The 24606-nt window shown below is 42.7% G+C and carries 22 protein-coding genes; 13 read left to right on the top strand and 9 right to left on the bottom strand.

Annotated features, from left to right (window positions below; translation table 11 throughout):
- Nucleotides 1-188 precede the first annotated feature (188 nt).
- Both MHI15_RS13935 and gyrA read right to left on the bottom strand, forming a co-directional pair.
- Nucleotides 189-1286, bottom strand: a complete 1098-nt coding sequence (locus MHI15_RS13935) for an HD-GYP domain-containing protein (RefSeq protein ID WP_076124333.1) — start codon at nt 1284-1286, stop codon at nt 189-191.
- 256 nt (nt 1287-1542) lie between these two features.
- Nucleotides 1543-4107, bottom strand: a complete 2565-nt coding sequence (gene gyrA / locus MHI15_RS13930) for a DNA gyrase subunit A (protein ID WP_036677722.1) — start codon at nt 4105-4107, stop codon at nt 1543-1545.
- A 356-nt stretch (nt 4108-4463) separates the two neighbouring features.
- Here gyrA and MHI15_RS13925 point away from each other — a divergent pair, with 356 nt between their 5' ends.
- Nucleotides 4464-5339, top strand: a complete 876-nt coding sequence (locus tag MHI15_RS13925; RefSeq protein ID WP_076124332.1) for a YheC/YheD family protein — start codon at nt 4464-4466, stop codon at nt 5337-5339.
- An 80-nt stretch (nt 5340-5419) separates the two neighbouring features.
- Here the strand turns inward: MHI15_RS13925 and gyrB are convergent, their stop codons facing one another.
- The 6 genes from gyrB to dnaA form a co-directional block, all read right to left on the bottom strand.
- Nucleotides 5420-7330, bottom strand: coding sequence for a DNA topoisomerase (ATP-hydrolyzing) subunit B (gene gyrB / locus MHI15_RS13920; RefSeq protein ID WP_036677726.1), 1911 nt, complete (start codon nt 7328-7330; stop codon nt 5420-5422).
- 47 nt (nt 7331-7377) lie between these two features.
- Complete coding sequence (gene remB, locus MHI15_RS13915; protein ID WP_036677731.1) at nt 7378-7626, bottom strand: extracellular matrix regulator RemB; 249 nt, start codon at nt 7624-7626, stop codon at nt 7378-7380.
- Nucleotides 7627-7643: 17 nt separating this feature from the next.
- Nucleotides 7644-8762, bottom strand: a complete 1119-nt coding sequence (gene recF, locus MHI15_RS13910; protein WP_036677733.1) for a DNA replication/repair protein RecF — start codon at nt 8760-8762, stop codon at nt 7644-7646.
- A gap of 23 nt (nt 8763-8785) precedes the next feature.
- Complete coding sequence (gene yaaA / locus MHI15_RS13905; RefSeq protein WP_036677736.1) at nt 8786-9013, bottom strand: S4 domain-containing protein YaaA; 228 nt, start codon at nt 9011-9013, stop codon at nt 8786-8788.
- Nucleotides 9014-9061: 48 nt separating this feature from the next.
- Nucleotides 9062-10204 carry a DNA polymerase III subunit beta gene (gene dnaN, locus MHI15_RS13900; protein ID WP_036677739.1) on the bottom strand — a complete coding sequence of 381 codons (1143 nt, stop codon included), beginning with the start codon at nt 10202-10204 and terminating at the stop codon, nt 9062-9064.
- 197 nt (nt 10205-10401) lie between these two features.
- Nucleotides 10402-11748: a chromosomal replication initiator protein DnaA gene (gene dnaA, locus MHI15_RS13895; RefSeq protein WP_036677741.1), complete on the bottom strand. Its 1347-nt coding sequence runs from the start codon at nt 11746-11748 to the stop codon at nt 10402-10404.
- A 675-nt stretch (nt 11749-12423) separates the two neighbouring features.
- Between dnaA and rpmH the strand changes: the two genes are divergently transcribed.
- The 12 genes from rpmH (at nt 12424) to MHI15_RS13835 (ending at nt 23911) form a co-directional block, all read left to right on the top strand.
- Entirely contained in the window at nt 12424-12558 is a 135-nt protein-coding gene (rpmH, locus tag MHI15_RS13890) for a 50S ribosomal protein L34 (RefSeq protein ID WP_036677745.1), read from the top strand.
- Nucleotides 12559-12847: 289 nt separating this feature from the next.
- On the top strand, nt 12848-13198 hold the full coding sequence (gene rnpA / locus MHI15_RS13885) for a ribonuclease P protein component (protein ID WP_036677842.1): 351 nt from the start codon (nt 12848-12850) through the stop codon (nt 13196-13198).
- A gap of 86 nt (nt 13199-13284) precedes the next feature.
- The gene (locus MHI15_RS13880) at nt 13285-14154 is read left to right on the top strand and encodes a YidC/Oxa1 family membrane protein insertase (protein WP_036677747.1); all 870 of its coding nucleotides are present in this window, start codon (nt 13285-13287) and stop codon (nt 14152-14154) included.
- Nucleotides 14151-14885, top strand: coding sequence for an RNA-binding cell elongation regulator Jag/EloR (jag, locus tag MHI15_RS13875; RefSeq protein ID WP_036677749.1), 735 nt, complete (start codon nt 14151-14153; stop codon nt 14883-14885). The genes MHI15_RS13880 and jag overlap by 4 nt, the downstream gene beginning before the upstream one ends.
- Nucleotides 14886-14994: 109 nt before the next feature.
- Nucleotides 14995-16371, top strand: coding sequence for a tRNA uridine-5-carboxymethylaminomethyl(34) synthesis GTPase MnmE (gene mnmE / locus MHI15_RS13870; protein WP_076124328.1), 1377 nt, complete (start codon nt 14995-14997; stop codon nt 16369-16371).
- 39 nt (nt 16372-16410) lie between these two features.
- Nucleotides 16411-18297: a tRNA uridine-5-carboxymethylaminomethyl(34) synthesis enzyme MnmG gene (gene mnmG, locus MHI15_RS13865; RefSeq protein WP_036677754.1), complete on the top strand. Its 1887-nt coding sequence runs from the start codon at nt 16411-16413 to the stop codon at nt 18295-18297.
- 3 nt (nt 18298-18300) lie between these two features.
- Nucleotides 18301-19026 carry a 16S rRNA (guanine(527)-N(7))-methyltransferase RsmG gene (rsmG, locus tag MHI15_RS13860; protein ID WP_076303495.1) on the top strand — a complete coding sequence of 242 codons (726 nt, stop codon included), beginning with the start codon at nt 18301-18303 and terminating at the stop codon, nt 19024-19026.
- Nucleotides 19027-19440: 414 nt separating this feature from the next.
- Nucleotides 19441-20256: a nucleoid occlusion protein gene (noc, locus tag MHI15_RS13855; RefSeq protein WP_036677760.1), complete on the top strand. Its 816-nt coding sequence runs from the start codon at nt 19441-19443 to the stop codon at nt 20254-20256.
- A gap of 178 nt (nt 20257-20434) precedes the next feature.
- Nucleotides 20435-21196: a ParA family protein gene (locus tag MHI15_RS13850; protein WP_036677762.1), complete on the top strand. Its 762-nt coding sequence runs from the start codon at nt 20435-20437 to the stop codon at nt 21194-21196.
- Complete coding sequence (locus MHI15_RS13845; protein ID WP_036677764.1) at nt 21189-22031, top strand: ParB/RepB/Spo0J family partition protein; 843 nt, start codon at nt 21189-21191, stop codon at nt 22029-22031. The genes MHI15_RS13850 and MHI15_RS13845 overlap by 8 nt, the downstream gene beginning before the upstream one ends.
- A gap of 197 nt (nt 22032-22228) precedes the next feature.
- Nucleotides 22229-23374: an aminotransferase class V-fold PLP-dependent enzyme gene (locus tag MHI15_RS13840; RefSeq protein ID WP_340011686.1), complete on the top strand. Its 1146-nt coding sequence runs from the start codon at nt 22229-22231 to the stop codon at nt 23372-23374.
- 36 nt (nt 23375-23410) lie between these two features.
- Complete coding sequence (locus MHI15_RS13835; protein WP_036677768.1) at nt 23411-23911, top strand: DUF4446 family protein; 501 nt, start codon at nt 23411-23413, stop codon at nt 23909-23911.
- Here MHI15_RS13835 and yyaC read toward each other — a convergent pair.
- Nucleotides 23883-24491 carry a spore protease YyaC gene (gene yyaC, locus MHI15_RS13830; protein WP_036677770.1) on the bottom strand — a complete coding sequence of 203 codons (609 nt, stop codon included), beginning with the start codon at nt 24489-24491 and terminating at the stop codon, nt 23883-23885. The two genes, MHI15_RS13835 and yyaC, sit on opposite strands and share 29 nt — an antisense overlap.
- Between the last annotated feature and the right edge of the window lie 115 nt (nt 24492-24606).

Raw genomic sequence — 24606 nt, 5'->3', positions numbered from 1 at the left:
TCTTTTTTAACTTCTTTTTCGAGCTCGGCATGTGAATTTCTTGGCCGGACTTAGAATATATCATGTATGGAGATGCATTGCAAGTCTTTTTTTGAAATATAATAGATAAATGAGAGACTGTGCTGCCATAAGCCTCAATACTGCGATATATAATGGCTAGCACAGCCTTATTCCCTTGTACCTACGCCCTAAGCAATGATCTCTTGAATATACAATTCACGTTCCAACATCAAGTTAACTATTGTTTCCTCTATTTTAACCATCGGACGTGTAGGGTTTGCGCGATCTGTGAAGATAATCTCCCCATGACGGCCATCACTTAATTTGATTCTAGTGCCATTAAAGAGATCAGTACTCTTCTGTATAAACGTCTGCACAATCACTGGGTCAAGCTTACCGAAGCTTTCTGTCAGAATCTGCTCTAGTACCAAATAAGGAGACTGTGCTCTTCTGTAGGCTCTTTCTAAGGTCATAGCATGGAATATATCTGCTACTGCGACTACTTTAGCGTAGAAATGAATCTGACTGCCGTCCAGCTTCAATGGGTAACCAGAGCCATCAATCTTCTCATGATGCTGCAAGGCGGCAAGTCTTACCCCTTCATTAATCGCTGTAACATTGCGTAATAATTGATAACCATATGTAGTGTGTCGGCGAACCTCTTCTATTTCACTATTGTTAAGTGACTCCGGTTTCTGTAAAAGTGAGCTGTCTACTTTTGCATTGCCGATATCATGTAATAATCCTGCAAAAGCAATCTGCATCCAATCCTTTTGTGGGTACCCACACCACTGAGCAATTTTATAGGATGTCAACGCGGACAACACAGCATTGTGATAGTTGTAATCCTCATACTTTAAAGTGCGCGGTGTAAACTTCAAGACATGATAATCCTTCAAATAACCTATTAGTGTCTCTAACTGACTGCGAAGCTCAAAAATAGGAAGTGAAGCTGCCGTTACCGATCGATAGCTGTTCTTAATAAGAGTGAGCATTTTATCGTATTCATCATGTAGAGGAGAATTAGTCTTGGCCAACATCGATTCGTTGATAATGGCTCCAGCTTTAGGGGAAGCTTGCTTAGCTGTTGTCTTGGCTCCATCCGAACTGGCCTCACCTTGGTCACCTTCGATTTCCACTTGCCCAATCAAAAAAGCCTGTAAAATATCTAGATCACGAGGGAGCAATATTTTTCCCTTAGTGAATAAAGTCCCCCCTAAAGGTGTAATTACATCCTTTATTATCTTTGAGCCTGCTTTAACTTCTCCAACCAATATATTTGGCATATACTCAGCCCCTTAATTTCTATAAGCCGTACACCCAGCATTACCTCACATTGATAAGACAGATAATTTCTGAGAAATTAGTACTTTATAGGATTCTATTGGCTAATTATAGTACGGATAAATGGAAGACACTAGTGCAGTGAAAACTATTCTTTCAAAATATTTATTTTATTTTTTGAAGCATCGGTCATTCAAAAAGCAACAAAAAGAGCAAGAACTTCTGTAATAGAAGCCCTTGCTCTTTTTTGAATTCAACCTATTCTAAGTCAGTGTCTTCGTCCTCAGTCAGGATCTCAGGCTGATCAATATCGCCAGATTCCTCGACTGTATCTTGCCCATCCAGGCCTTCTTGCCCTTCCAAGCCTTCCAGACCTTCCACTTCCTCAGATTCATCCTCTTCGTTCTTGTCAGCTCTACACAAGGTAGCTACTGCGTCATCCTCACGGATGTTAATCAGCTTAACCCCTTGAGCATAACGGCCCATAGTAGAAATTCCATCCATGCTGGTACGAATCAGGGTACCGCTAGTCGTAATAATCATTAAGTCTTCATCCTTCTTAACGACCTTAAGACCCACTACAGGACCATTCTTATCGGTGAGATTAATGGTCTTGATCCCTTTACCGCCACGAGTCTGGGAACGATAATCACCGGCTGGTGTGCGTTTACCATAGCCCTTGGTAGTAACAATCAGAACCTCAAGCTCCTTATCGACACAGTCCATACCAATGACATGGTCATTACCGTCAAGCGTAATGCCCTTAACGCCAGTCGCGCTACGTCCCATAGAACGCACATCATTCTCTGAGAACGTGATCGACATTCCGCGAGCTGTACCGATAATGAGATTTTGCTGTCCATCAGTCAGCTTAACCTCGATTAGGGAATCTTCTTCACGAAGATTAATAGCAATAAGACCGCCTTTACGGATGTTGTTATAATCCCCAAGAGGCGTCTTCTTCACGATACCCTCGCGGGTAGCAAAGAATAAATATTTGTCGCTATCGCCATCTTCCACTTGGATTACCGCACTAATCTTCTCACCTTGTTCGATTTGAATCAGGTTGATGATTGGCGTCCCCCGGGCTGTACGGCCCAATTCTGGGATCTCATAAGCTTTAATCCGGTAAACTTTACCCTTATCGGTAAAGAACATCAGATAGTTATGAGAGTTACTCACGAAGAGATGCTCCACGAAATCCTGGTCCTTGGTGTCCATCCCCATGACTCCGCGACCTCCGCGCTTCTGACTGCGGTAGGTGCTGACAGGTAGACGTTTGATATATCCTGTATGTGTAATAGTGATAACAACCTCTTCACGTGGAATAAGGTCTTCATCCAGGATACTTTCTTCACCAACCGTAATCTCTGTCCGGCGTTCATCAGAATATCTATCGCGGATATCCTGCAACTCGTTGCTGATGATTTCCAGTACAAGATGCTCGTTAGCCAGAATTTCACGGTACTCTGCAATTTTAACGATCAATTCGTTATATTCATTCTCGATCTTTTCCCGTTCCAGACCGGTCAGACGTTGCATCCGCATATCGAGGATAGCCTGAGCCTGCTCTAAACTGAGGCTAAAGGTGCTCATTAATCCTTCGCGGGCTATATCAGTTGTCCGTGAAGCACGGATTAACGCAATCACTTCATCCAGATGATCAAGCGCAATGCGCAGACCTTCTAAAATATGAGCGCGTGCTTCAGCTTTTTTAAGATCAAATATAGTACGACGACGAATAACTTCAATCTGGTGCTGCAAATAATGATAAAGTACATCACGCAGATTAAGAATTTTCGGCTCGTTATTTACGATGGCAAGCATGTTGATCCCAAATGTGGATTGCATAGAAGTATGTTTATATAGATTGTTTAATACTACATTTGGATTAACATCGCGTCTCATCTCAACAACTACACGCATACCGTTACGGTCAGACTCATCTCGAAGATCCGTTATACCTTCGATCCGTTTCTCACGTACTAATTCTGCGATTTTTTCAACCAATCTTGCTTTGTTAACCTGGTATGGAAGCTCATGCACAATGATGCGAGCCTTGCCGTTGTTCTCTTCGATCGTTGCCTTCGCACGCATGGTTACTGAACCACGCCCCGTACGATAAGCCTGACGAATGCCCTCACGACCCAAAATATATCCAGCCGTAGGGAAATCCGGACCTTGGATAAACTCCATCAATTCCATTGGCGTGATATCAGGATTCTTAATCATCGCCTGCACACCATCGATAACTTCACCAAGGTTATGCGGTGGAATATTAGTAGCCATACCTACGGCAATACCCGATACCCCATTTACGAGCAGATTCGGATAACGAGCTGGCAATACAACCGGCTCATTCTCTTCACCATCATAGTTGGGTGCGAAGTCAACTGTCTCTTTGTTCAAATCACGAAGCATTTCGCCTGCAATCTTGGAGAGACGGGCTTCTGTGTACCGCATCGCCGCGGCCATATCACCATCAATCGAACCAAAGTTCCCGTGACCGTCTACAAGCATATAGCGCATCGAGAAATCCTGAGCCATCCGTACCATTGTTTCATAGACAGCTGAGTCACCGTGAGGGTGGTACTTACCGATAACCTCACCGACGATTCTTGCAGATTTCTTATGAGGCTTATCCGCAGACATTCCAAGCTCCGACATCGCAAACAAAATGCGTCGGTGAACCGGCTTGAGTCCGTCCCGCACATCTGGCAAAGCCCGGCTAACAATGATGCTCATTGCGTAATCCATAAAGGATTCACGCATTTCCACGCCAATGTCCCGATCTTTGACTTGTGGGTTATTTTGTTCAGCCATGAGTTGCTGGACCTCCTTCAGTTAAAAAACCGCTACCCTTAATTATATTACTTTCACAAAAGTAGCACAATTAAACATGATAGCCTTTTATCTTCTAATATTGATTTCTTTTTGCGCTTATCAGGGTATTTGCCCTTTCCGCAAATATCTTTACTACATAGACTGTAAAGACAAGAAACACGGTTTTATTATCCTAATATCGTTCGATAAGGCATAACCCCATATCCTTATATTATACCATTGTTTAGGTAGCTTGTCCTGATTTTCAGCTGTCAAAGATTATGCTGCCACTGCATTTTTTACAACAAGGAACCCAAAGGACCTATTCCTGCACAAAACTCATAAGGAGGAAGATAATGAAGATTCAACGCGTCCCAAGCAAATGGGCTAAAACGAAAGTCATCCTTCAAAATCACTCTCTATTGCAATATGTGCCTGATACCCGTAAATTCGATGTCAATGCTCTTAAGGAGATGCTTGCGTTATATACAATGGTCTATATTAAGCCAGATCGAGGAAGTTATGGTATCGGTGTAATGAGAGCTGAGCAGCGTACTGTAACTCTTAGCACTAGCAAACAGAAAGCTGAACACGGTACCGACCTCGATAACGTTAATAAAGAAGAGCCTGAAGAACAGATCTTGTATATTTTAAGATATGGGAAGACTGCGGAAGTGTTTTTCTCACCAGAAGAGCTGTATGAGAACTTACAGAAACGAATTCAGAATCGAACCTATTTGATTCAAAAAGGGATTGACCTTCTGCGTCATCAAGACCGCCCTTTTGATCTTCGGGTTCTTACCCAAAAGACTCCATCAGGAGTATGGGAAACAACAGGAATGCTTGGAAGAGTAGCTGCCCCTCAAAAAATCGTCACCAATTATCACAGTGGAGGCAGTATCCTTTCCGTAAGTACTCTGCTAAAAAATTATATGCCGCCCTCTGAAGTCCTAGTTACGACCAATCACTTAAAAGCTTTGGGTATACAAATCGCGACACAGCTTCAATCTGCCTATCCAGGAATCAAAGAGATTGGTCTGGATATTGCCATGGATCAACATCTGGATATGTGGCTGCTGGAAGTCAACACTCTTCCGTCCATTGCTGTATTCAAATTATTTCCTGATAAATCAATCTATCGTAAAATACATCGCTATGCCGTAGCCTATGGACGTGTAAAAGCAAGAAAATCCCCTTATTCGACACGCAATAAACAATCTACAAGAGCCTAAAAAGAAGCTTGAAATCAAAGAACCTCCAGCGTTCTCATTCCGTTAGGAATAGAAGCCGGAGGTTGTATTAAATATTGTTTTTACACATCAAGGTATCTAACGTTCTTGGCATGCTCATGGATAAAGTCACGTCTTGGTTCAACATTGTCACCCATAAGTGTATCAAAAATACTATCTGCCAGCATCGCATCTTCAATCGTAACCTGGAGCATCATACGGGTCTCAGGGTCCATCGTTGTGTCCCAAAGTTGGGTTGCATTCATCTCTCCCAAACCTTTGTAACGTTGGACGTTAACCTTAGCATTTTCTCCAAAAGAAGCGATAATATCATCGCGTTCCTTCTCGCTGCCTGCGTAGCGGATAACCTTATTGCGCTCAATCTTAAAGAGAGGAGGCTGTGCAATATAGATATAACCCGCGTCTACTAGCTTCCGCATGTAACGATAGAAGAACGTTAATAATAGCGTTCTAATATGGGCTCCATCGACGTCGGCATCGGTCATAATAACGACTTTATGGTAGCGAGCCTTCGATAAGTCAAAGTCATCGCTGATCCCTGTGCCCAAAGCCGTAATGATGGCGCGGATCTCCGCGTTAGATAAAATACGGTCAAGGCGAGCTTTTTCAACGTTTAGGATCTTACCACGCAACGGTAGAATCGCTTGGAAATGGCGATCCCGTCCTTGCTTAGCCGATCCACCCGCTGAGTCACCTTCGACGATGTATAGTTCGCTGATCGAGGCATCCTTGGATGAACAGTCGGCGAGTTTACCAGGCAGAGCACTGACTTCAAGCGCACTCTTCCGACGGGTTAACTCACGTGCCTTACGAGCAGCTTCTCGCGCGCGTGAAGCGGAAAGTGATTTCTCAAGAACGCGACGTGACACTGCTGGGTTTTCTTCCAGGAACTCTTGTAATTTCTCTCCGAACAGTGATTCTACGATACCCCGCACTTCACTATTTCCGAGCTTAGTTTTCGTTTGACCTTCGAATTGTGGATCTGGAATTTTGACAGAAATAATGGCTGTCAATCCTTCACGTACGTCATCACCAGTCAGATTCGAATTGCTATCCTTCAGTACTCCCGCTTTACGAGCATAATCGTTGATGATACGGGTCAGCGCACTTTTAAAGCCGGATTCATGCGTTCCGCCCTCATGCGTATTAATATTATTCGCAAAAGAGTAGATGTTCTCAGTATACGAATCGTTATATTGGAGAGCCACTTCAACTTGGATCATATCGCGTGAGCCTTCCACGTAGATCGGATCCTCATGTAGTGCTTCTTTTTTCTCATTCAAATATTTCACATATTCAACGATACCACCCTCGTATTTGAACACGTTGGTGACATCCGTCCGCTCATCATGAAGTGAAAGCTCGATTCCTTTGTTAAGAAAAGCCAGCTCCCGAATACGAGTAAGCAGTGTCGAATATTCAAAAACTGTGGTTTCCGTAAATATTTCAGGATCCGGATGAAAGGTTGTAGTCGTTCCTGTCTCATCTGAATCGCCAACGATTTTGATATCATACTGCGGTGCACCACGTCTATATTCCTGTTGGTAGATATGACCGTCACGTTTGACCTTAACAAGGACCTTTTCAGACAAGGCATTCACTACAGAGATACCCACACCATGCAAACCACCGGAAACTTTATATCCGCCACCGCCGAATTTACCGCCTGCATGCAGCACGGTCATTACGACTTCAAGCGTCGACTTCTTAAGCTTTACATTCTCACCTACAGGTATGCCACGTCCATTATCGATAACAGTGATCGCGTTATCCTCATGTATAATCACTTGAATCCGGTCACAATAACCTGCGAGTGCCTCATCGATACTATTATCGACGACCTCCCATACCAAGTGATGGAGACCTTTAGAACTAGTCGAACCAATATACATGCCCGGACGTTTCCGAACCGCTTCCAGCCCTTCCAGTACCTGAATCTGGCTCTCATCATATGTCGGTTGATTCATTGACATGCCTTCACCTACTTCTTTCTGATTATCTCTTTGTTACCCAATGCAAGTTATATTTCGAGCAAAATTTTGGCTCTTTTTTTAAGAGTGGAGGAGGAGATGGGGGAGTAATACACGATATTTTTAGTTACGACAATAGATTTTGCTTCCTCTTCGCCAATCCGCTCAAGCTTCTTATCCTGCTCAGAGTGAATAACGAATTGCTTAGATACCTTGGAAGATTTCTCAATCGAAATATCAAATATAGCAATTAACTCCGAAGACCTAATGATCTTCTCCCCGCCCAAATGAATATACATGATCGTCCTCCGCTCTTTTATAACTCAACTTTTCCATCATGAACATGAAATAGGCTGGCGCCCTTTAATTTATCGGCATTCAGACCCTCAATTCCGGTAGCGGTAATGAATGTCTGTACCTTGCTTTGAAAGGTTTCAATAAGCTGGGTCTGGCGGTAAGGATCAAGCTCGGATAAAACATCATCAAGAAGCAGCACAGGATATTCTCCGATTTCCTCATGGATCAGCTCGATTTCCGCCAGCTTAAGCGATAAAGCCGTGGTACGCTGCTGTCCTTGAGAACCGTAGACCTGAGCTTCCCTTCCGTTGATAAAAAAGGACAGGTCATCCCGATGGGGACCCGTCAGCGTCATGCCGCGCCTGATTTCTTGTTCTCTCGTTTGTGATAACTTTAACATAAAATTGTCTAATAAGACAGCTTCATCTTCCTCATCCCGATCGCCGAAAGAGGGGACATAGAGCAATTTCAGTTCTTCTCCGCCGTTCGTAATCCCCCGGTGAATGCTTTCAGCCCATATTTGCAGCTTCTTTATGAATTGTTTCCTTTTTTTGACGATTTTAACACCATGCTCTACAAGTTGAGCATCCCAGATTTCCAGAAGCTCTTTCCCTGCAGCCTCTTTTCCCCATAATTGCTTTAAGAGATTACCTCTTTGCAAGAGAATTTTTTGATACTGCTGTAGGTGAAATAGATAACTAGGCTGGACTTGGCCGATCTCCATATCAAGAAAACGCCGTCTGATACCAGGGGTCCCTTTTACAATCTCTAAATCTTCCGGTGCAAACATGACCACATTCAGAGATCCAACAAACTCACTAAGGCGCCGCTGCTCCAAACCATTGATCTTGGCTTTTTTACCTTTGGCAGATAGGGTGAGCTCCAGCTTGAGATCGCCATACTTGCGTTCCACCTCGGCAACGATCTGAGCTGCATCTCCGGGGGCATCGAAGGAGATAAGTTCGCGGTCCTTAGAGGTGCGGTGGCTTTTGGTCATCGCCAGGACGAACAATGCCTCCATGAGGTTTGTTTTGCCTTGGGCGTTCTGACCCAGAATCAGATTCACATCGCCCAGGCTCTCCAGACGCAGCAGCCCGTAATTCCGATAATGCTGCAGACCGATATTTTTAACAAACACGAAATGGTTCCTCCCCTAGCGTACTACTCTTTTACTCCTCCGCCTTCAACCTCAAAGGTACCGTTATCCTGCACTTCGATTTTGTCACCCGGATAAAGTTTTCTGCCGCGCCGTTCCTCTACCTCTCCGTTGACCAATACGTGACCTTCCTGCAATAAAGCTTTGGCCATTCCACCTGTGGATACACAATCTGCGAGTTTCAAAAATTGGTCCAGCTTAATGTATCCACTGTGGATAAGTATTTTTTTCATGGTTTTTATCCTTTCAGCCACTTATCCACATGTTCATGAATGTTGGCATTAATTTGTTGTACGGTAAGGCAAAATGATATACAAGCTATTGGTTTGGTCAAGTGGTTTCAAAATGATCGGACTCATCATCCCTGTAAATGCAATAACGAGCTGCTCACTCTCTATGACCTTTAATACATCAAGCATATATTTCGAGTTGAAAGATATTTTGAGAGGTTCACCTTTGAAATCAATGACTTCAAGTTCCTCGCGAACCTTACCCAGCTCTGATGAGCTTGAAGAAATTTCAATACCGCCTTGATCAAGCGTCTGCATACGAACAATATTTGTTTTTTCTTCCCGGGACAGCAAATAAGCACGATCAATCGATTCGCTTAATTTTTTTGTATCTAAAGTTAGTTCTGTTTTGTAGGTTGTTGGAATAATTCTAGAAGTATCAGGATAAATCCCATCTAGGATCCGTGAATAAAACAGTACTTTGTCGATTTTGAAGAGAACTTGATTATCCGCAACGACAATATCAACCAGCATATTTTGGTCAGGGATAATTTTGCTGAGCTCATTAAGGGTTTTACCGGCAATAACAATATTTCCGAAATTGACATTTTCCGTGCCTTCAAGTTTAGCAGCTCTTGTTGCCAAGCGGTGACGGTCAGTCGCTGTAAACTTAAACTCATTGTCGCTCAGATTCCATAGTATACCCGTTAATATCGGAGTTGTCTCTTGGGTAGAAATAGAAAAGGCTGTTTGTTTAATCATATTTTTCAGCAAATCACCTGGTAGAGAGATCGTGTCATTCTCTTCAATGCTCGGTAACACTGGGAATTCTTCAGGGTCTAAACCTACCATCTGAATCTCAGTGGATCCGGAAGAAATGTACGTTTGGAATCCTTCTTTTACTTCCATGTGGATTTCTTTGGAGGGCAGCTTCTTAATAATCTCGACAAAAAATTTAGCGGGAAGGACAACACTTCCTGGCTGATCTATCTTCACGATGGTGTGGCTGTCATTCTCTGCTGGAATAAACGATTGAATAGAAATATCGGTATCACTTGCAGTTAATGTGACGCCTTGATGGCTAACTTCCAGTTTAATACCGGTCAAAATAGGGATTGTTGTTCTGCTGGATATAGCTTTGGATACGTGTTGAATGGATTCGTTGAGCTCATTTTTAAGAATGCTTATTTTCATGATTTCACTCCTAGCTGAAAAATTGGGAATTTCGATGGATTTGAGTCTGTTAATTACGCGTCTTTACATGATGAATTATTATAGTTATTTAATAGTATTAGTAGTAGGGGCGACGAATATGTGGATAACCCCACCAAACAGCATAAAATTAAGCCTACCCACATGTGTATAGATTGTGTATAGGCTCTTTGTTCCTCTTAGGAAGGATTTTTAATTTTCTCCGCAAGATTATTTACCACTTTGTACAACTCCTGATCGACCTTTAATGCCTGTGTAATTTTATCGTGCGCATGAATTACGGTCGTATGGTCACGTCCTCCGAAAGCCTCACCAATCTTAGGCAGCGAATAATCCGTTAGTTCACGGGATAGATACATTGCGATTTGACGTGGAAACGCTACGGCTTTGGTTCTTTTGCGTGCTTTGAAGTCTTCAAGGCGCAAATTGTAGTATTCTCCGACTTTTTGCTGAATATCAGCGATGGTGATCATCTTGGGACGACTGGAAGGAATAATATCCTTGAGCGCTTCAGCTGCCAAATGAGTGGTTACATCCTGGTTGGTAAGCGAAGAATAAGCCACTACCCGGATTAATGCACCCTCAAGCTCACGAATATTGGTGTCAATCTGGTTGGCAATATACATCATGGCCTCATTAGGGATATCAAGGTTCTCTGCCTTAGCCTTTTTGCGTAAAATCGCAATCCGGGTCTCCAGATCTGGTGGTTGAATATCCGTAATCAAGCCCCATTCGAACCGGGAACGCAGCCGTTCTTCCAGTGTGGGAATTTCCTTTGGTGGTCGGTCGCTGGAGATGATAATTTGCTTGCGTTCTTCGTGGAGCGCATTGAAAGTATGGAAAAACTCCTCCTGTGTAGACTCTTTTCCAGCGAGGAATTGAATGTCGTCGATAAGCAAAATGTCAACATTACGATACTTGTTACGGAAGCTTTCACCGCGGTTATCACGGATCGAATTGATAAATTCATTCGTGAATTTCTCAGACGAGATGTAAATTACCTTGTTATTTGGGTTATGTTCCAGGACATAGTGCCCAATTGCGTGCATCAAATGGGTTTTGCCCAGACCTACACCACCGTATAAAAACAAGGGATTGTATGCTTTGGCTGGTGCTTCGGCTACTGCCAGTGAGGCTGCATGCGCAAAGCGGTTCCCAGAGCCGATTACAAAGGTGTCAAAAGTGTACTTTGGATTGAGCAGATGCGTTTGTGCTTCTTCTCTTGATACTACGGGAGTCGGAGCGGATTGTTGAACCACAAGCTCAGGTGGCTTGCTTTCTTCAATCACGAATTTTACATCCACTTGTTTCCCTGTGACTTCGTAGACGGTTGCTCCTACCAGTTTGGTGTAACGACTTTCCAGCCATTCTACTGCAAACGTTGTAGGTGCCGAGATAATGAGAACCTGGGAGTTGAAGGTTATCGCTTTAGTAGCCTTAAACCAGGTATCAAAGCTCGGCTTGCTTAATTTGGTTTGAATAATCGATAAAATTTGCTGCCATAATTCGGAAGTATGGCTGTCCACAGACTGTCACTCCTTTAAATCTTCCAAATGTGGCATCAGCCATGAAGTGGAAATGTCGAAGAAAATAGGTTGGTGCTGATATTTATCCCCAGTAGGCAATATGAAGAGACAAAAAAATATGGATAAATTTGATTTGTTCACAACTTTATCCACAGCTTGTTGATAATTAAGAGAACAAACAAATCTATTCACATTCAAAAGTAATACCATCATAGCAAAACGCCCCTTGTTTTTCAATGAGCAGGGCTATTTTATCCACAAATTCAAGCACTTGTGTACAATTATTAGGAACACCACTACATATTGTTGATAATTTGTTTACGGTTCGACACTTTACGCCAAAGGTTCGATAATTTTATACACAGGTTGTGCTCAACTGTGAGTAGTCGACTTTATTTTTTGATCACAGGTGGATAACTGTCATATCTTGTGGATTACTTTTTTCCTGGGGAGAGTTGTGGATAAACACCTGAGCTTGAGGGGGAGGAACAAGCCGGTTACTAGGTTGACTTTTGCTCATAAAATATGTTTAAATATATAAAGGTGTTTTCTGTAAGGATATGTCTCGATATATAAAAATGATAATTCTTGTAGATACTGTCCCTACTATAAGGACGGCTTAGTCCGTTTCTGCTTATATGACAGTAATTAAGTTCCTGTAAGGGAGGTGCAATTATGAGACCGACATTTAGACCAAATGTGAGCAAACGTAGTAAGGTTCACGGTTTCCGTAAAAGAATGAGCACGAAAAACGGCCGTAAAGTGCTGGCAGCTCGCCGCTTGAAAGGCAGAAAAGTTTTGAGTGCGTAAGTTAGGCCACTAAGGGACCACTGCGGTGGTCTTTTTTTACTGCTTTTTATTATTATTGCTCTGCAAAAGTCTAGGATCTCGCTTAATGCGCTAGCTACACTTTGCGGGGCTATTTAACGTATATTGAGAAATATTTTGTGAGAAGTTGAAATTATTTTTCCTACTATATATAGAAGCTTAATTTCAGCACAGCAAATGTGGTCGTTTATGGCTGCTTGCAAATGCCTATACTATTAGAAGAAAAAATTCGGAGGGACACTTAAACCGGATTTTTATGAAGGAGATTCCCGTGCACAAAAAGTTACGTTTACGAAACCGTGCCGACTTCAGTCGTGTATACCGCCATGGGAAGTCATTTGCGAATCATCAATTTGTAGTGTATTGGTTTGGCAAAAAAGAGGTAGAGCGATTTAGAGTAGGTGTGTCTGTTAGCAAAAAGGTCGGAAACGCGGTTGTCCGTAACCGTATGAGAAGATTAGTTAAGGAAATCGTCCGTCACCATGAACCTGAGATTGCAGGTGGCTTAGACATGGTGTTTATCGTAAGAAAAGGAGCGCTTTCCATGGAGTATGCAGAGCTCGAAAAAAGTGTGCTGCATGTGCTTCGTAAAGCCAAGCTACTCAAGGCTTCCCGCAAATAAAGGGTGCTTAAGAGGCTTGTTTATTTGTATTCATAATTATGGTATGATTTACGGTGGAATGGAATGTTTAAGAGAGGGGTTTTGAAGTGTCTCTAATGAAGACTAGACGAGGAAAATGGTTTCTCCTCATCACGGTAATGGTGTTGTCGTTAGCTGTTCTGTCGGGATGCGCTCCGTCGACTGCTGTCACGCACACTACGGAGGATTTGAAGAATGGAGGCTTCTGGCAAAGTAATGTAGTGTATTATTTCGCCATTGCCTTGGACAAGTTTGCAGATTGGTTTAACGGAGAATATGGTTTAGCCGTACTTGTGATGGTTATTATTGTCCGCACGTTGATTCTTCCGCTTACTATTAAACAGGTGAAGAGCTCGCGTGCAATGCAAGCCATTCAACCGGAACTCCAAAAGATCCAGAAAAAATATAAAGACACACCTGAAAAGGTGCAGCAAGAAACAATGCGTTTGTTCCAAGAAAATAAGGTTAACCCAATGGCGGGTTGTTTACCGCTGATCGTACAAATGCCTATCTTTATCGCTCTCTACAACTCGATCTACTATAATCCACATCTACGGGAGCATACCTTCTTGTGGCTGGAGCTAGGTAAACCGGATCATCTGTTTATCTTACCAGTGCTAGCAGCATTAACAACATTTATTCAAACTAGAATGATGACCAAAATGAACCCAGTGCAACAACAAGGGCCAATGCAGTTCATGATGATGATCTATCCAGTTCTGATCTTCGTGATGTCGTACAATTTCCCTGCAGCCTTGCCACTATACTGGGTGTACAGTAACCTTTACACTATTATTCAGAACTACTTCTTATACCGCAACAACGATAAACACAAATTGGCAATCGCAAGTGCTGTAAAAAGTACAGATGACTCCAGTCCTGCTCCGAAGAGCAAAGGCGGCAACAAGTCATCGAAGGGAGCCAAAAAGTCAAAATGAGCAAAGTCGTCGCAACAGGGAAAACCATTGAAGAAGCTGTAGAACGGGGACTAACCCAGCTTGGAGTTCAAAAGGACCGGGTAACGGTCAACGTACTTGAGCAGCCATCAAGAGGATTCCTGGGATTGATCGGTGCGAAAGGTGCCAAGGTTGAACTAACCTTGATAGCCGAAGCCGCACCGGCATCAGCGGCGAGTGCTCCGTCACTGCCTCAACAGTCAGCAAGAGAGAGCAAACAGGAGGCCATCGGCGGTGTGCCACGCCAAGATTCCGGACAACCGGTGGAGGAAGCTTACCAAGAAGCCGTTCATTTCATTGTGGATGTCGCTAAGAGCATGGGGCTCGAAGTGGAGGTAGAAATCGTCCACACCAAGGAATCCACGATTCTGCAAATTTCCGGTCCAGATTTGGGACTGTTAATTGGCAGAAGAGGACAAACTCTCGATGCTCTACAGTATTTGGCTAATATTGTAGCTAACCGTTATTCCGACAGTTTTATACGGCTTGTGTTAGATGCAGAGAACTTCCGTGAGCGCCGTAAAAAAACGCTTGAAGAGCTGGCTGATCGTTTAGCCGGACGTGTAATTCGCACTCGTAAAGAGGTTGTATTGGAGCCAATGTCTCCTCAGGAGCGCAAGATTATCCACTCCAGGTTACAGGATCACCGGCAAGTGAGTACCCTCAGTAAAGGCGAAGAGCCAAATCGCCGCGTCGTTATAACCTTGAAGTAAAGACTATATGGATGCAATGACTCCTTGACCAATGTAAGGGGTCATTGTTTTTTTAAAAATAAAAGAACGTTTCTATTCAAAAAATATAAGTTTTGGGGTGAAAAACAGCATGCTTAGTGACACCATTGCTGCCGTATCGACGGCATTAGGCGAGGGAGGAATTGCTATTATTCGGGTAAGTGGCCCACAGGCTATTTCCCAAGTGGCACCATTATTTCGTAGCCGAGTTCCATTAACTGAAGCGGAATCGCATACCGTTCATTACGGACATATCGTCAGTCCTGATAACGGAGAGAAGATGGAAGAAGTGTTGGTAACCGTTATGAAAGGACCACGTTCTTTTACGACAGAGGATGTAGTAGAGATCAGTGCTCATGGCGGTGTAATTTCTGTAAGAAGAGTGATGGATTTACTTCTGCAGCAGGAGATAAGGTTAGCCGAGCCGGGGGAGTTCACCAAGCGTGCTTTCTTGGGCGGACGTATCGATTTATCGCAGGCTGAGGCTGTTATTGATCTGATTCGCTCTAAGTCTGACCGGGCTTTTTCTGTAGCTTTAAAACAGGTTAGCGGATCCTTATCGGATCGAATTCATGCTTTACGCCATACACTTATTGAGATGCTGGCTCATATTGAAGTGAATATAGATTATCCAGAACATGATGTAGAATCCATGACAGCTGAATTTATTAAAGATAAAAGCAGTGAGGTTATGGAGGGAATAACAAAGCTGCTTAAGACATCTAATGAAGGAAAAATACTTCGTGAAGGGATTACGACAGCTATTGTCGGACGTCCGAACGTTGGTAAATCATCATTGCTAAACGCATTAGCGCGTGATAACAAAGCGATTGTAACAGATATTCCAGGAACAACACGTGATGTAATAGAAGAATTTATAACGATAAATAATATACCGCTTAAGCTGCTCGATACAGCGGGAATTCGTGAAACGATGGATGTTGTTGAGAAAATTGGGGTGGAGCGCTCCAAAGCGGCAGTTAGTGACGCCGACCTGATTCTACTTGTGCTGAATGCTAATGAAGAGCTGCATGAGGATGAATTGGCATTGATGGAACAAATCCACGGTAGACAGTGCCTAGTAATCATGAATAAAATGGACTTACCGCCCAAACTGGATAAGGATAAGTTGCTCTCATTTTTTGAAGAGTCTAACATTGTACCGATGTCCGTTCTGGAAGAGGAAGGTCTAGACAAACTTGAAGATGCCATTTCGACACTCTTTTTTGGTGGAAAGCTGGAATCGGGTGACTTGACATATGTGAGTAATGTGAGACATATAGCCCTGCTCAAAAAAGCCTATAAATCACTTCAAGATGCATACGATGCTGCAGAACAGTATATACCGATTGATATGATTCAAATCGATGTACGGCTCGCATGGGAACAGCTTGGGGAAATAATTGGCGATACTGCAGCTGACTCTTTGTTAGACCAAATATTCTCACAATTTTGTTTAGGAAAATAAGATTCACGATTTAATATAATTTCAAGGGGGAAACAGGACATGAGTTATGATGGAGGCAACTATGACGTTATCGTCATTGGCGCTGGTCATGCTGGCTGTGAAGCAGCACTGGCTGCAGCCCGGATGGGTTGCAGTACGTTAATGATCACAATTAACCTGGATATGGTTGCATTCATGCCCTGCAATCCGTCCATAGGCGGACCTGCCAAAGGACATGTAGTGCGTGAAATTGATGCGCTTGGCGGAGAAATGGGCCGCAATATAGATAAGACATTCATTCAACTGCGTATGCTGAATACAGGTAAAGGACCAGCTGTACATGCTTTACGTGCACAAGCTGATAAATTCCTTTATCAACATACAATGAAGGAAACTATGGAGAAAACGCCTAATTTGACACTTCGTCAAGGGATGGTTGAGCGTTTAATCGTTGAGGATGGACGTTGTGTAGGTGTAGTTACGAAGACCGGAACCGAATACCATAGTAAGACTGTTATCCTGACAACAGGTACTTACCTGCGTGGTAAAGTGATTATGGGTGAGCTAACATATGAAAGTGGACCTAACAATCAACAGCCATCCGTGAAGCTTTCTGAGAACTTACGGGAGCTTGGGTTTGAATTGGTTCGTTTTAAAACAGGTACTCCACCACGTGTACATCGTGATACGATCGATTTCTCTAAGACAGAAATTCAACCAGGGGACGATGAACCGAAATTCTTTTCGTTCGAAACGAAATCATCCGATAACGAACAGCTTCCTTGTTGGTTAACGTATACCTCTGAGGTTACTCATCAGATTATTAATGATAACCTTCATCGTGCGCCGATGTTCACAGGTATTATCGAAGGAACTGGCCCACGTTATTGCCCTTCTATAGAAGATAAGGTCGTAAGATTCAGTGATAAATCTAAGCATCAGATCTTTTTAGAGCCAGAGGGAAAAAATACATCGGAATACTATGTACAAGGTCTGTCCACTAGTCTTCCTGAGGATGTACAGCTAGCTATCTTACGTTCCATTCCTGGTATGGAAAAGGTAGAGATGATGCGTAACGGCTATGCTATTGAATATGATGCAATGGTTCCTACACAGCTATGGCCATCTCTTGAAACCAAACGTCTTCCAGGTCTGTTCACTGCTGGACAAATCAATGGCACTTCCGGTTATGAGGAAGCAGCAGGCCAAGGGGTTATGGCTGGAATTAATGCAGCACGCAAAGTGCAAGACAAAGAACCCGTAATCCTAGATCGTTCACAGGGATACATTGGTGTACTCATTGATGATCTCGTGACTAAGGGAACGAATGAACCTTACCGTCTGCTTACTTCACGTGCAGAATATCGTTTGTTGCTTCGCCATGACAATGCAGATCTAAGACTTACACCTATCGGTTACGACATTGGTTTGATCACACAGGAGCGTTTCGATAACTTCACAGATAAGAAAGAACGGGTGGAGCGTGAAATTGTTCGTCTGCAAGAAACAAAGGTTAAACCTGTTGATGTAAACCAAGTACTAGCGCAATATGAATCGGCACCTATTGTAGATGGCAGTAATTTGCTTGTTCTGATGCGGCGCCCAGAGCTTGTATATAGTTTTGTTGATCAAGTATCACCATCACCAGAGATGCTGGATGCAGAAATGAAGGAGCAAGTAGAAATCCAAATTAAATATGCCGGATATATAGAAAAACAACTTCAACATGTGGAGCGCCTGCAAAAGATGGAGAAGAAAAAAATTCCAGATGACATTAATTATAATGAAATCCATGGATTAGCGATGGAAGCGCGGCAGAAGCTGACTAAGATTCACCCGATCTCTATCGGGCAGGCTTCTCGGATTGCGGGAGTTACACCTGCTGATATTTCCATTCTTCTTGTATATCTTGAGCATTACAACCGGGTAACCGCGGCGAAAGGATAAGCTATGGATAATACGGAAGTTCAATTCACACAACTATTACAGGAACGAGGCATATCCCTTACAGCAGAACAGTTAGCACAATTTGATCTGTATTATAAGGAACTCGTAACCTGGAATGAAAAAATGAATCTCACGGGTATAACTGAGCGAGAGCAGGTATATACGAAGCATTTCTATGATTCTATTTCATTAGCTTTTTTCCTTGATATTAACGAGATCACCACTCTCGCAGATATCGGTTCAGGAGCTGGGTTTCCAGGAATCCCACTTAAAATATGTTTTCCTCATTTGAAACTAACGATTGTTGATTCGCTCAATAAACGAATTTCATTTCTGCAGCATGTAAGTACGACATTGGGATTAACCGATGTACAATTGATCCATGGGCGGGCAGAGGATGTCGCGCGCAAGTTCACTCATCGTGATGCCTATGATTTGGTTACAGCACGTGCGGTAGCAAGACTGTCTTTGTTGAATGAATTTTGTCTTCCCTTCACACGCAAAGATGGGGTGTTCGCTGCAATGAAGGGCAGCGATCCTTCAGAGGAATTAAGCGAAGCTAAGTACAGCTTAAAAGAGCTTCGTGCTGAACTCAGCAAAGTGGAGTCGTTCAGCTTACCAGTGGAGGAGTCGGATCGACATATTGTTATGATCCGGAAGACAGGAGCAACACCAGCTAAATACCCAAGAAAAGCGGGAATTCCTGCCAAAATGCCATTGATGAAATAATGTTTCACGTGAAACATTGCCGATACTCAAAGTTCCTTTAGGAGCATTCTCTTTGAACAAAGGGGATGCTCTTTTTTTATGAAGATGATGATAACAAAAATCGATAAATATCAAATTAGATGAAAATTAGATTTATAAGCTGATTTGGTTGTTGCACCTGTAAAAATGCAGGAAAAATAGGTCTTTACGGAGAATATGATTATGTGGAGAAAAGTGATAGAATAGCATAGTAGACTTTAATTTTGTATATAACTCCTTCTCTGTACTCTTGTTCGAAAGAAGGAGAGATTATGATGCCTGTTCATTACAGGTAATTCCATAATATCAGAATGTTTTAGATTGCTGTACGATATGCTTTCCGTGAAGAAGGTCAAGAAGATCGTACTATAACGAAATTAGGTGGTTATGAACGGAATGAAAGAACAATTTACCAAGCTATTTGGGTTTAACGAGCGGAGCAGCGGAGAAGAAATCAAACAAATACCAGTTCATGAGGTCGTTAGCAGTCCTTACCAACCACGGACTATATTCGATGATGACAAAATTGATGAGTTATGTCAGACAATTAAAACTCATGGTGTCATTCAGCCTATTGTTGTACGTATGCGAGATTCCATATATGAGATCATCGCAGGTGAACGGCGCTGGCGGGCAGTTAAAAAGCTTGGTTTAGAGACGATCCCTGCTATTGTCCGTGAGTTCAATGATTCTCAGGCTGCATCTATTGCGCTCATAGAAAATCTACAGCGTGAAGGTTTGACCTCCATAGAAGAAGCTGTCGCTTATCAGAAGTTAATTGATCTTCATCAATTAACACAAGAAAGCTTAGCACAACGCTTAGGCAAGAGTCAGTCGACTATTGCGAATAAGATTCGTTTACTCCACTTACCTGAAGAGGTTAAGACAGCGTTGATGGAACGTCAGATTTCCGAAAGACATGCGCGTTCACTCTTATCACTGGATAGTGTGGAAATGCAATTAAAAGTTTTGGCAGAGATTATTGCAAAAGGATTAAATGTTAAACAGACGGAAGCTCGTATTGCTTTCTATAAACAAGTTTCGCAAACTAAAAAGTCAAAACGGGTCTCCTATACCAAGGATGTTCGTCTAGCTCTTAATACAATTCGTCAATCTATTGATATGGTGTCAGGCTCAGGTATGGAAATCAAAACGTCAGAAAATGACCGTGGTGACCATTACGAGATTGTAATCCAGATCCCCAAAAGATAAATTGTTTCAAAAGCTGAAGGCGGCCTTAAAGTGATTGGCCGCCTTTTGTGTGACTTAAACCAGGATGTATTGCTCAGTCCTGCATTTTAGAGTTTTAGCTCATATAAAGTAACATAGTTTGGCCGTTTGTACTTGCGATCTACGAGAAGATTCTTCCTAACTATTCGAGGTGAAATTAGTGTCCAAGATTATTGCCATAGCAAATCAAAAAGGCGGTGTCGGTAAAACAACATCCTCTGTGAACCTAGGTGCCGGTATGGCTACATTAGGAAAAAGAGTGCTTCTAGTTGATATCGATCCTCAAGGTAACACTACCAGCGGCGTTGGCATCAACAAGGCGGACGTAGCGAATTGTATATATGACATTCTCATTAATGAAGTAAATCCTCTAGAAACGATACTTGAAACTCAAAATGAAGGACTGCACATCATCCCGGCAACCATTCAATTAGCGGGGGCGGAGATCGAATTAGTATCAACGATTTCCAGAGAGTTGAAATTGAAAAAAGCCCTAAATGCGGTTAAAAATAATTATGACTATATCATCATTGATTGTCCTCCATCCCTTGGGATTTTGACGATCAATTCCCTTACAGCTGCTGATTCGGTAATCATTCCGATTCAATGTGAATATTATGCGCTCGAAGGGTTGAGTCAGCTTTTAAACACCGTGCGTCTAGTACAAAAAAATCTTAATCCGCATTTAAAAATAGAGGGAGTACTATTAACCATGTTGGATGCCCGTACGAATCTAGGGATCCAAGTCATCGAAGAGGTTAAAAAGTATTTTCAGGAAAAAGTTTACAGAACTATCATTCCTCGGAATGTCCGCTTAAGTGAGGCGCCGTCTCATGGACAATCCATTATTACTTATGATCCTCGCTCAAAGGGAGCAGAAGTGTATTTAGAGTTGGCAAAGGAAGTGATTTCTTATGAGTAAACGTTTAGGAAAAGGTCTGGATGCTCTGATTCCTTCTTTATCTATTAATGAAGATGATAAGGTAGTAGAAATCCCATTAGCTCAATTACGGGCTAACCCTTATCAACCACGCAAGGATTTCAATGAAGAAGCAATCCAGGAATTGGCTGAGTCCATCAGACAACATGGCGTGATTCAACCGATCATTGTACGGAGTGTTTTGAAGGGGTATGAAATCATTGCCGGTGAACGCAGATTCCGGGCATCGCAATATTGTGGTAAACCTACGATTCCAGCAGTCGTAAGAAATCTAAGTGATCAACAGGTCATGGAGATCGCCCTGATTGAGAACTTGCAACGTGAAAATTTAAATGCAATGGAAATCGCAGTTGCTTATCAAGGTTTGATGGATCAATTTTCACTCACACAAGAAGAGCTATCACTTAAAGTTGGAAAGTCCAGATCACACATCGCTAACTTCCTAAGATTGCTTACTTTACCGGAAGAAGTAAAAGAATATGTTTCACGTGGAACAATGTCTATGGGACATGCACGAGCTATTGTTGCCCTGAAAGATCCGGAAGTTATTAAACAATTGGCTGAACAATGCGTGGAACAGCAATGGAGCGTAAGAGAGCTTGAAGAAACAGTGAAAAATCTGGATCGAAAGCCAACGAACGGTACAAAGATTAAAGTTGTTAAACGTGATCCCTATATTGATAATGTAGAGGAAGTATTACGTGAACGGTTTAAAACAACGGTTAAGATAAAACAAGGTAAGGAAAAAGGGAAGATTGAACTGAATTACTACAGTGCGCAGGACTTAGAAAGATTGTTAGAATTATTGGGTAACTAAATGGGTATCTATGCCAAGAACATATCCTGAGCTATCCGTAATCGGATGAGTAGGGGTATGTTTTTTCAAAATATAAGGATGTATAAAGTGCAGCTGAATATTATTCTTATATTTTCTACAAATAAGGTTATTATCAATAAAGGGCGACAACGTTGTTTCTTCTTAATGAAAAAGAGTATGAGACGAGGAGCGGGGTTATGGAAGACTTCGTATATTTGGATCATGCGGCTACGTCCTGGCCTAAACCTCCAGAGGTGGCAGCTGCGATGATGAATGCTTTGCAGTCGGGAGCAAATGCTGGCAGAGGGAATTATTCGTTGGCCATGGGAAGCGGACGGGTGTTGGTGAGAGCCCGGAGTTTGCTGGCGGAGTTGTTTGGGGTTTCTAATGCACAAGACATAGCGTTTACCCAAAACACTACGATGGCATTAAATATGGCGATTAGAGGTACGCTCAAAGCAGGGGATCATGTAATCTCTACAATGACTGAACACAATTCTGTGCGGAGACCTTTGGAATATTTACGTAAGTCACTAGGGATAAGTGTTGATTATCTGAAGGTGGATCGAGAAGGGCAATTGGATTTGAACGAATTGGACAAGGCGTTTCGACCAATCACTAAAATGGTAATTTGTAATCATAGCTCCAACTTATTAGGTAGTATACTTCCCATTGGTGAAATCGGAGATCTAGCTAAAGCAAAGGGTGCTATATTTCTAGTGGATGCTGCTCAAAGTGCAGGCTCGCTTGATATTGATGTGAAAAAGATGAATATTGACTTATTAGCTTTTCCTGGGCATAAAGGATTGCTTGGACCACAAGGGACTGGTGGGCTCTATATATCACCTGAATTGGATCTCGAGCCCTTAATGCATGGAGGGACAGGCAGTCAATCTGAGAATAGTGAACAACCCTCTGTTCGCCCAGATCGGTATGAAGCGGGAACGCAAAATGCGGTAGGAATTGCTGGTTTACTAGCCGGTGTTCAAAAGGTAAAATCGATAGGGACAAACGTTATCCACGAAAGAGAGTGGAAGCTGACTCAACTGCTGATGGAGGGCTTGTCCCATATTCCAAACATTAAACTGTTAGGGCCCACATTAGGGGCTCCGAGAACTGGAATTGTGTCGTTTGTAGTGGATGGGGAAGAATCGGCGAATATAGCCCACCGTCTAGATCGTGAGTATAAAATAGCCGTCAGAGCGGGTATGCATTGTACCCCACTGGCACATAAGGCTGTTGATACACTAGAAAGTGGTGCTGTTCGGGCGAGTGTAGGCGTAGATACAACAGAGCATAATATAAGCAGAATGCTAGCTGCTATGGATGAGTTATATGGCTGATGCCCGCAGCAGATAAATAAAAAGGATGGTCCATTCATGTCTGAAATGAATCAATTAATTAATGAACAGTTGCAGTGGTTTGTGTTTGGTTTCGTAGTAATTATGCTAGTGTTGATAGTGACTGTAATCGCCCAGGGAGCTAAGCTGCGGACTATACGGCGCAAATATGAGGCCATGATGGCAGGAAGCGGTGTGGAGGATCTGGAAGGCCTTCTGGTTGATCTGAAGAACCAAAGCGACATGCTGGAAGAAGAACAACGTGAGCAAAAAGCGTTGATAGAAGCTACCCAAGTCAAAATCCGCGGCATGAAGTCAAATATCGCTCTGAAGCGTTATAATGCCTTCGGTGAACGTGGTAATGATTTGAGCTTCTCGGTGGCTATTCTGGATGATAATAGCAGTGGCATTGTATTAACCAGCCTTCATAATCGTGAGAACTCATATATTTACTCCAAGCCTATGCAAAATGGGGAATCACAATATGCCTTATCGCCTGAAGAAAAAGAAGTTATAACTCTCGCGTTGCAGCAGAAGTAGCATGCAGGTTCCATTGTTTTAAAGCAGAATATAGACTTGTAGCGATAATATCAGATAATCGCATGACTAGACTTAGCCGTGTATTCTGCAATACGAAATACTCCATAAAGCCGCCGACATTAACGATTCCAGTCAAATGGATATCTCCAACCGGCGGCAATTGTTTATTTACGCCAGCCCCTGGTCTGAGGGGACCTTCAACGACTTGGATGCAGCCAACACTAGTAGAGTGACCTAAGCAGGCATCTATTCCGATGACAAACGGGTTATTATATTTTTCATTAATTAGAGACAAAGTCTCTTCAAGATTGACGGCATGAACCGGTTCTTCAAGGGTACCGTATAAATGAAACAATGGACTATGAAAACGGGATAATGCAGTACCAACAAGAGGACCGAGAGAATCTCCGGTGGAGCGATCAGTGCCTACACAGATGACGATAATTTGAGTCTCTGGACGCGTGCGTGAAAAGTGAAAAAGTAGCCGATGAGTAATTGCGGAATAGATATCGGGATCTGTATGTGATATTTTTAAACAGGACGTTTCTTGCGCTGCTGTAGCCTTGGATGAGGAGTTCATACCATCTTCCTTTCTAAGGGTGATTCTATTTGTTGGTATCTAGTATATGGATAGAAGAGGGGTTTTATACTCCAGCAGCAAGAGATAGGACGATAAACCTATGGAGAGGCTTGAC

It is taken from the genome of Paenibacillus sp. FSL H7-0918 (assembly GCF_038007025.1).
Lineage (GTDB): Bacteria > Bacillota > Bacilli > Paenibacillales > Paenibacillaceae > Paenibacillus_AQ > Paenibacillus_AQ odorifer.
The sequence above is the reverse complement of the archived record's forward strand: the minus strand, read 5'-3'. Positions and strand labels throughout refer to the sequence as shown.